The organism is Pseudoalteromonas sp. S558 (assembly GCF_005886635.1).
Classification (GTDB): domain Bacteria; phylum Pseudomonadota; class Gammaproteobacteria; order Enterobacterales; family Alteromonadaceae; genus Pseudoalteromonas; species Pseudoalteromonas aliena.
This window is the reverse complement of the sequence record NZ_PNDU01000075.1, coordinates 1-8,673: the sequence shown is the minus strand read 5'-3', so window position 1 is coordinate 8,673 and position 8,673 is coordinate 1. Positions and strand designations below refer to the sequence as shown.

Here is an 8,673-nt window from a genome sequence, read left to right as displayed (position 1 = left end):
GCGCTGCCCGTTGGGTTCTTTCTAGGGACGATTAACTCTTTGTTGCTCGGTTTTTACTTAGCCCACTAGGTTACAAACCTCGCGCCACGATTAAATCGCCCCTAGATTGAACAAATTTCAATCCACAAAGGTCAACACGCCCTAGGGCGCTTAAAGTAGCGCCCGTAAAGCCCCTTTACAGTTTTAAGCAGTGCGTTTAGTTTTTTGCATAACGCTTATGGTAGTGCGTTTGCTTTGCAAATAAAGTTTATGTACTGCAAAGGTAAGTAAACTCACAAGCACCATTAAGTATAGCGTTGGCCAAAGCGTAAGAGTATGGTAACCAAATACCCCCATCAGCCAGCAAATAAGTACCCATTGAATAACATAAAGAGCCGTTACATGTTTGCTCGCATATAAAAGAGCACGTGTAATAGGTCCACTACTTTTATTGGCAAATAGGTATTGTAATAACGCAAGTGCACATAAATTTAAACCGATTAAATAACTAATGCCCCCACCGTTTAAATGAAAGAAATTCCCAAACTGACCTTTAAAATCAACGGCTAGCCAAGCAGCACCAACAATAAGTAAAGCTCCACCAAGCCAAGCACATACTTTGTATAAGTATTGCTCATCCTTTTGCTGATATATTCGCCCTAGAACATAGCCCGTTAATATGGCGCTTATCCATGGAAATACCGGAAAGTATACTTGATAATTATTAGCAAAAAACAAATCACTTACATAGGGTAAAAGCGAAAATTGAGACCCTCGAACAAACTCACTACTTAATGCAATCGCAACAGCTAAAGTGGCAATCCAATATGTTTTCCAGCGCGCAATATTAAGCACTGCAAACAGGAGTAAACTAACACCGGCAAGCTGTAAAATATCACCCGTTAGTAACATAAACTTTAGTTGCTCTGAATTTAAAGGGCTTTGCCATCCGTAAGCATTAATAAACGATTCAGGCATAGTGTTAAACACCTCAATAGGCAGCCAAAATTTAGCTGCGTTCATAACATACCCAAGTAACAATAATTGAGCGCCGCGCTTTGCTAAAAGCCATGGCGCTTGCCTGCGCGAAAGCGCCATTGATATTCCCATTGCGACTAAAAAAGACGCAGTGCCTTTTCCTAATATATGAATAACAGTACCAAATAGACTGCTACCTTGCAGATCTGGTGTTGCGAACATCCACAAGGTATGCACGATGATCATTATAAAAACGCTCGCACCACGGGCAAGATCGATGGTTTTAAGACGTTGGTTCATTATTTTTAGAATCCTTTTTTGGACAGGTTTGGCACTTGTCATATCCAGCCAAATAATAACGACAACACGTTAAACGCAAAGGTAGAGGCTCAAATAAAATAGTGAGATCAAATCCTTGGCAAATAAGTGAATGTAATTGCTTGTGGCAGTAAGTAATATGTGTGGTGTGTGCTATAGCTAAGCTATTTGCGCGCTGTATAGCGTTATTTAATGTGTCGAGCAATAATCGCCCTTGCTCTTTTTGACTAAGCGCTAGGTCGGTATTAATCCATTGCCCTACCTGCGTGAAAAAGCGGATAAGCGCAGCAAATTGCATTTTTTTATTCGCAGTTGATGCATGGCTAAAACTTAAACCCCGACAATACGCGCCATGTAAATGCACTAAGGTGTGTGTGGGCATAACGGGACTTTGCTTTTGTGTTAACCAATAAGTGTAAGCGTAAATACTTTGCCAGCATAGCTGCAAAAATAAATGCCGACTTACAAATTGATCAGGAGCACTTGGGTAGTGCTCCTTACAACGTTGAGCTAATAAACGCACCAATGCTAAGCTAGGAACAAGGCCATTTTCAGGCTCATTACTGCTAAACAAAAAGTGCGCTAGTGTAACGTTTTTAGCCATAAAGCGAAGGCGCCACAGGGTTATTTAAACTTCCTGCAAACTGCAAGCTACCGGCAGGGTCTGCTAAATCAACCATTTGCTTATTATTGCCAAGCTGTAAACGGTTTAAACATGAATGAGCAAACTCGTCACTAAAAAAGTCATACTCTTTAAATCGCTCATTTAGCGCAGGGGTTGCATGCTGATACGCTTTAACACTTTGCGATACACATTGCCAAAATTCACGCTCCGTAATGCGTTTTTCACGTACTAAAATAGCCACTAAATATCTAAAAAAGCAGTCAAACACATCAGTAAAAATACTCAATAACTCATGCTCTTTAGGCATAGTAATATGAATACGTTTTACGCCTTCAGGGAGTTGTTCATCACTGTTGAGCAGTGCAACTTCTTCGCCAATGTCCTTCATGTAAGCACCTACCGGCACTGAGTTTTTAAGCTTTAATATAAGGTTTTCGCCATGCGGCATAAACACTAATTTATGTGCGTAAAAACAATGAACTAAAGGAATAAGGTACACATTAAAGTAAGCTTGTAACCAATTATTTGTACTCAAACCACTTTGATCTAGCCATGCCCCGACCATACTTTGGCCATTATTATCTAAGTGTAATAAGGCTGCCATAGTCGTTAATTGTTCATCACTGTTGAGATTATGATTTGGGTTTTCACGCCAAAGGCATGCAAACATTTTTCGATACGCGGTATCACCCAATGCGCTTTGCTCAAACGTGTGGTGTGCGTAGCCTAACGTAGCGTACTCTCTAAGGGCGACAAAGTTAGTCGCCTTCAGTTGTTTATCTTGACTTACTTTATCAAACACCCAATCGTTAATAAGAGGCGTTACCGCCATGTATGCACGAGAAAGCCCTCGCATAAAGCCCATATTTAAAATTGATAATGCTACTTTTAAATAAGGTTTGTGCGGGTGCGAGCTATTATACAAAGTACGAATAGATTGCTGCGCTTGATACAAGTCATCACCTTCACCTAAATACACTAATCGCTTACTGGCCAGCTCGTTGGCAAATACAACACTTAGCTTATTTTGCCATTGCCAAGGATGTGCAGGCATTAATAGATAGTCGTCTAAATTTAGGTTTTTATTTTTTAAAGCGGCACTAAAGTGATCGCGAGTAGTTAAATCAAGTTCACCGTTTATATGACTCTCGTAATCAGCAAAATATTTACTATGCGCAAATGTACACACACTTTTGTGCGCTGCTAACCAAATTACTTTAAAGTGCTTACCAACCTCTGGTGCATAGCGTAAAAAATCGCTTTTGCTAAACCCAATACGACCATTATTAGCGATAAAAGCAGGGTGGCCTTCGCTCATTGCTGATTCTATTTGTTGTAAACCTTGTTGCGCTAATTGATCTGCACTGGTTGTATTGTTTTCACGTTTAAAGCATGCACTGGCAAGTGTGGCATTTAATTCCTCAAGATACGTTGCCAAACGCTCGCCCGTTAAGCCAAGTAAAGGCCCTTGCATACTAAAAAAGCGAAGTACATCAAGTGGCTTTTGCTCGTCATTTGAGTTGTAAAAACATAAGCTTGGTTCATCTATGTCTATGTGGTTAAGCGCCATAGCGCGGCCACTAAAGGTAAAATACCCTCCTTCAACATTTACTTGCCACGTTTGATTTATTTGCTCAGCTATTAAAAGGCGCTCGTGTACAAGCTCTGTTAATGCCTTGCTTTGTAAATGCCGATTAGCCCACTGCCAATGTGAATGTTTAACATAATCGGTATTTAATGGTATTAGCATTTGCGAAAATAATTGGGTGTGCCTGTCAAAAGCGGCCTTATCGCAAAACCCTAAATAAGCTTGCTTTTTGCCAAGCTGAATGTGCTGCGTATGCACAAATCCTAAGCGTTTATTTAGGGTATGAATTTTATTATTAGCTATATCGGGCTCTACGACCACTCGCGCTGCTGCGTTGTTAGCAAAAATACTCTGTAGCACGCACTGCATCATTTCAAAACTAAAATGGCGTTTTGGTGAAGTATTTGGCGAGAGTAAAATATGCATACCCACATCGTGTTTTTGCGCTTTGTAAGCCGCTGTCATTAAACTATCTTGCGCTGGATCGTATAGCTCAACGAGCGCTAATAACTCATTATTTTGCTCTATAACATATGCATGATGATGAGCATTACTAATAATGTCTTGATAGGCGTTACACATTTGCTGTTCTGTTTGGGTATTCATACCCCAAAAGTGCGCATAAGGTTGCTTAAGCCAAGTACAAATAATTGACATATCAGTTGGCTGTAATAAACGTATGGTTACCTTGCCGGTATGCTCAAGCGTGGTTGAAAATGATGAAAAATACATAAAATCTCCGAAAAATTAAGACGCAATACGTGCAGTGCGACCTGCAAACTTAACTCGCCACAATAAAAGTAATGCAAGCCCAGTAAAGCCAATGGCTGCAAGGTAAAAGGGCACTGTGCTAGAAAACTGCTCTACGCTTACACCCACAAGTAATGAGGCAAAAATAACCCCAACATTTTGCGCTATGTGTACTTTAGAAAAGTCACTGCCATAATGCGCGGGCTCACTTTTTGCAAACAGCATTACTTCTAAAAGCACCATGACTTGAAATAACGCAATGCCATATAAAACCCGAGCCAAAATAACTAACATCACTTGTTGCTGAGCCTGAAAGTAAAGCCCAAGCGCTGCAAATGCCATTGCACACAACAGCGTAGAATTGCGGCTCATTGTCGGCCATAGCAAACGGTGTCTAAAGTGATTAAAAATAAGCATAGAAAGCGCAGCAAAAGCAGGAATGGCATAAACAAGTGCGCTTTCAAATGGGCTACTTTGCACGCTTAATGTTTGCCAATGGGTTGTAAAAAATGGCCGAATTAAAAATGCGCTAAAGTAAACCACCACACTTAAAAAGCAAAACTGCCAAATAAAGTAAGGAGTACGTGTACGCGGTTTTTCAGATTCGATTGCCTGTTGGTGTATACCTATTTTTAACGAAACCATTAAATAGGCACATAAAAGTACTTGTATTAAATCGCCTGCACCACTTAGCAATAACGCATAACGTGGCTCACCTAACCCTAAAAAATAGCCGCCAATTAACGCGCCACCAATAGCGCCAAAGTGCATAAGAACCGAAAACAAACCTATAATCGATAAATGCTGACGCTGCTGCGCTAGTCGCAGTGCAAAAGGGTAAATGAGTAAATAACTGGCTTTAAAAACAAGCATTAACTGGTAGTAAAGCCAAAACTCCCAAGCCGTGTTTGCAAAATAGCAAAGCACGCCAAGCAGGGCAGCAATAACTTGTGTTACTAGCCATAAGGCCAGCTCATGGTATTTTTTAGCTACTTTAGCCCAAAGAGGTAAAGCAAGCATGACTGTTACGCAGCAGTTAGCTACAAATAAACCAATCAGGGAAGGGTCTTGTATAGCAAATTCGCTGGCAAAAAATTGCGGGTAAAACGGCAGTAGCAAGGTATCGCATACAACCGAAATAAGCGTCAGCAAAATAAGGGCAATGCGTAAACTCATGCGGCATTACTCTTTTGCTGTTCAATAGTATCAACATCACTTAAATCAAAGCACTGAAACGCAATTTTTTGTTCTACTTGGTATGGCGCATAGCCCAGAATCTCACGTAAAATAATGCTGTTTCGATAACACGCCATGCCTAAGTCTGGCGTTACAAAACCATGCGTATGTTGCTCTGCGTTTTGTACAAAAATCTGCTTTTGCGCTTTATCAACCGCATATTCACGACTCACAATGTAGCGCCCGTGTGCATCTTTTGGTAGCTGCTCAGAAATACCATCTAAAAACGCAGGTCGAGAATATTTAAACCCAGTAGCACAAAGTAAATAATCGGTTTCTATTTCAAAGTGTTGATCAAGCTCATGATGATAAAAATCTGTAAGTAATCGCTCACCTATTTTTTTCACGCCGCTGAGCTTGCTGTTAGTTTTAAAGGTGGTTGTAATTGGGCCATCTAGGCTTTGCTCGTAGAGCGTGTCAAAAATGTTGTTAATTAAATCGCCGTTAATGCCCTTAAACAGATTTTTTTGGCTTTGATTAAGCCAATCACGTTGCTCGGTTTTTAAATTATAAAAATAATCTACATACTCAGGAGAGGTCATTTCCAGCGTCAGTTTAGTGTATTCAAGCGGAAAGTAACGCGGTGAACGCGCAATCCAATCTAGCTGCAATCCATTGGGTACAGCTTGCTGTAATAATGTTTGATAAATTTCAGCGGCACTTTGCCCTGCACCCACAACTGTTACGCGCTTTGCTTGCTTTAATTCGTCAAGGCGATGACAAAAATCACTACTGTGCATTACATTAGCCGAGTTACTTGCCGTGGCGCACTCAGGAATATATGGCGCAGGGCCAGTTCCTAGCACCAAGTGACGAGTAACATAACTTTGCACGCCATTTAGTGTGTTGCAAGTTACCGTATAGCATTTACTTTGCTCACAAAATTGTACTTGTGTAACCGTTTGTTCAAAAGCCACATTTGAAAGTTGAGAACACACCCATTGGCAATATAAATTGTACTCACGTCTTAATAAAAAAAAGCTCTCACGAATGTAAAACGGGTAAAGGCGATGATTAAGTTTAGCGTAATTTAAAAAGCTATATTTGCTCGTTGGATCGGCAAGCGTCACCAAATCCGACATAAATGGCGTTTGCAATGTAACCCCTTCAAGCATCATGCCTGGGTGCCAATCAAATAGACTGCGCTGTTCTAAAAACAAACTCTTAACTTCGCCCAGAGGTTCGCTTAAACAAGCCAGCGATAAGTTAAATGGACCCAAGCCAATAGCAATAAAATCGTAAGGTTCAGTATTCATTACACTTGCTCCTGTTTATAAGCCTGCCAAGCAATATCACTTATTTGATCAATAACGGCACGTATATCACTAAGCTGGCATAAAGCGTTAAGTAACGTAAATTTAAGGTAGTGACGCCCGCCAACTTTAGTGCGAGCAATCATGGCTTCGCCGGTTTTTAAAAAAGTGCTGCGTACGTGTAAATTTAACGCATCGAGTAAGTCTGGGTCAGTTTGTAAATCAGCGGGGGCAAAGCGAAATACCAAGGCGCTAAGTTCAGGATAATTAATAACTTCAAAATCGGGATGATCGTTCAATACAATATGCGTTTGGCGCGCAAGCCCGATAACTTTATCAAACGCATACCCAAGAGGCGCTTCGCCTATTGTTCGTAGCGTAAGCCATAATTTTAATGCGTCAAATCGGCGGGTGGTTTGTAAGCTTTTATCAACCAAATTAGGCACGCCGTTACCAGCCTCAGCCAACGGGTTTAAGTAATCGGCATATAATGTAATATGGCTAAAGTAGCGCTTATTGCTTAATAAAAATGCACTGCAACTAACTGGCTGCATAAATGATTTATGATAATCGATTGTGATTGAATCGACCTTTTCAATGCCATTTAAAGCATTTCGGTGGTTTTCGCTAACTAATAATCCGCCACCATACGCTCCATCTACATGACACCATAGCTGCTCTTGCTTAGCCAAAAGTGCAATGTCGTTTATGGGATCTATAGAGCCAAAATCAGTAGTACCAGCGGTGATCACCACTGCAATAGGTAATTCACCTTGCGCCTTGCTAGTTGAAACCGCTGTTTTAAGTGCATCTAAATCCATTTGCATTTTACTGTTGGTTGCAACGGGTACAACCGCGTCGTAACCGAGCCCTAATAACGCAGCGGCTTTTTGAATACTAAAGTGCGCCACCTCAGAGCAATAAATACGAAAGCGAGATGCAATTGCTGGTAACCCTTGCAGTTTTACTTCATGCCCTGGCGCATAGCGTTCAACAGCTACCTCACGTGCAACAAGCATTGCCATTAAATTTGATTGTGTGCCACCACTGGTAAATACACCATCAGCGGTACTAGGAAAATCTGCTTTTTGACAAGTCCAATCTATTAGCTTTTGCTCTATCAGCGTTGCCCCTGCACTTTGATCCCACGTATCTACCGAGGTATTAATAGCAGCAATAATATGCTCAGCCACAACTGCAGGATAAGTAACAGGGCAATTTAAATGTGCCATATAGCGAGGGTGGTGAAAGTACACAGCATGATCTAAATAAACACTTTTTAGCTCGTCAAGCACTGCCGGAAAATCGGCAAGTGGTTTTGACAAATCAACATCGTTAAGTGTTTTAGCCAATGTACTTACCGACACTCCAGAAAACGGCTTTTGTGCTTTAGCCATAGCCTGCTGCACTGCCGATAACCCTTGTAGCGATGCTATTTGGTAATTAATAAACTGCTCTAAATTAAACTGAGGGGGTAATTCGTTTTGCTCAAAAAGGGGTTGGTTCTCGACTGCATTTAATTGCAGGCTTTGTGACTGGGACACGTTCGATCCTTAAAGGTACTCATTTTGGGTGCGGCGATCTTAATGGTAACGATTTTCATTTGCAATAGTTAAAATGGATGAGTTACTGTATTTTTATATTCTAAAAAATGTTAAATACTTTCAATAAAAGCTATTTTTAACAGTGGGTTGTAAAAAATAAAAAGGATGGAAAATATAACTAAATAAAATAAAAAACAGTCTGAACCCTGTCAAAAAACCACTAAAACTTAAATTTTAATGGCATTGATAGCTTTCTAGGATTAAATATACGAGGTTATTTGGGGTTGCTGAAGGTTTAGTATGTAAACCCCCTTTACACCTATCGTGCGTGCACAATAAGTGTAAAGGTTATTACTAGGGCGAGTTGACCTTTCGTGATTTATTTTGCAGCAGACTGTTTGG

General features: G+C 40.6%; 6 protein-coding genes. All 6 read right to left on the bottom strand.

The window, feature by feature from the left end; all coding sequences use genetic code 11:
- Nucleotides 1-183: 183 nt before the first annotated feature.
- Genes CWB66_RS05795 through CWB66_RS05770 form a run of 6 tightly spaced genes read right to left on the bottom strand, consistent with a single transcriptional unit; the run spans nt 184 to nt 8,271 of the window.
- A complete protein-coding gene (locus CWB66_RS05795) occupies nt 184-1,257 on the bottom strand; it encodes a heparan-alpha-glucosaminide N-acetyltransferase domain-containing protein (protein WP_138584648.1) in 1,074 nt (357 codons plus the stop codon).
- On the bottom strand, nt 1,241-1,879 hold the full coding sequence (locus CWB66_RS05790) for a (2Fe-2S)-binding protein (protein ID WP_138584647.1): 639 nt from the start codon (nt 1,877-1,879) through the stop codon (nt 1,241-1,243). The genes CWB66_RS05795 and CWB66_RS05790 overlap by 17 nt, the downstream gene beginning before the upstream one ends.
- Nucleotides 1,872-4,220, bottom strand: coding sequence for a GNAT family N-acetyltransferase (locus tag CWB66_RS05785; protein WP_138584646.1), 2,349 nt, complete (start codon nt 4,218-4,220; stop codon nt 1,872-1,874). Before CWB66_RS05785 ends, CWB66_RS05790 begins: the two co-directional genes overlap by 8 nt.
- Nucleotides 4,221-4,235: 15 nt before the next feature.
- Nucleotides 4,236-5,414, bottom strand: coding sequence for an MFS transporter (locus CWB66_RS05780; protein WP_138584645.1), 1,179 nt, complete (start codon nt 5,412-5,414; stop codon nt 4,236-4,238).
- On the bottom strand, nt 5,411-6,730 hold the full coding sequence (locus CWB66_RS05775) for a lysine N(6)-hydroxylase/L-ornithine N(5)-oxygenase family protein (protein ID WP_138584644.1): 1,320 nt from the start codon (nt 6,728-6,730) through the stop codon (nt 5,411-5,413). The genes CWB66_RS05780 and CWB66_RS05775 overlap by 4 nt, the downstream gene beginning before the upstream one ends.
- On the bottom strand, nt 6,730-8,271 hold the full coding sequence (locus tag CWB66_RS05770; protein WP_138584643.1) for a pyridoxal phosphate-dependent decarboxylase family protein: 1,542 nt from the start codon (nt 8,269-8,271) through the stop codon (nt 6,730-6,732). The genes CWB66_RS05775 and CWB66_RS05770 overlap by 1 nt, the downstream gene beginning before the upstream one ends.
- Nucleotides 8,272-8,673: the final 402 nt, after the last annotated feature.

Bases quoted from the DNA above. Each gene is read 5' to 3' on its own strand.
- CWB66_RS05790 (WP_138584647.1), bottom strand. From the start codon at position 1,879: ATGGCTAAAAACGTTACACTAGCGCACTTTTTGTTTAGCAGTAATGAG.
- CWB66_RS05775 (WP_138584644.1), bottom strand. From the start codon at position 6,730: ATGAATACTGAACCTTACGATTTTATTGCTATTGGCTTGGGTCCATTT.
- CWB66_RS05795 (WP_138584648.1), bottom strand. From the start codon at position 1,257: ATGAACCAACGTCTTAAAACCATCGATCTTGCCCGTGGTGCGAGCGTT.
- CWB66_RS05785 (WP_138584646.1), bottom strand. From the start codon at position 4,220: ATGTATTTTTCATCATTTTCAACCACGCTTGAGCATACCGGCAAGGTA.
- CWB66_RS05780 (WP_138584645.1), bottom strand. From the start codon at position 5,414: ATGAGTTTACGCATTGCCCTTATTTTGCTGACGCTTATTTCGGTTGTA.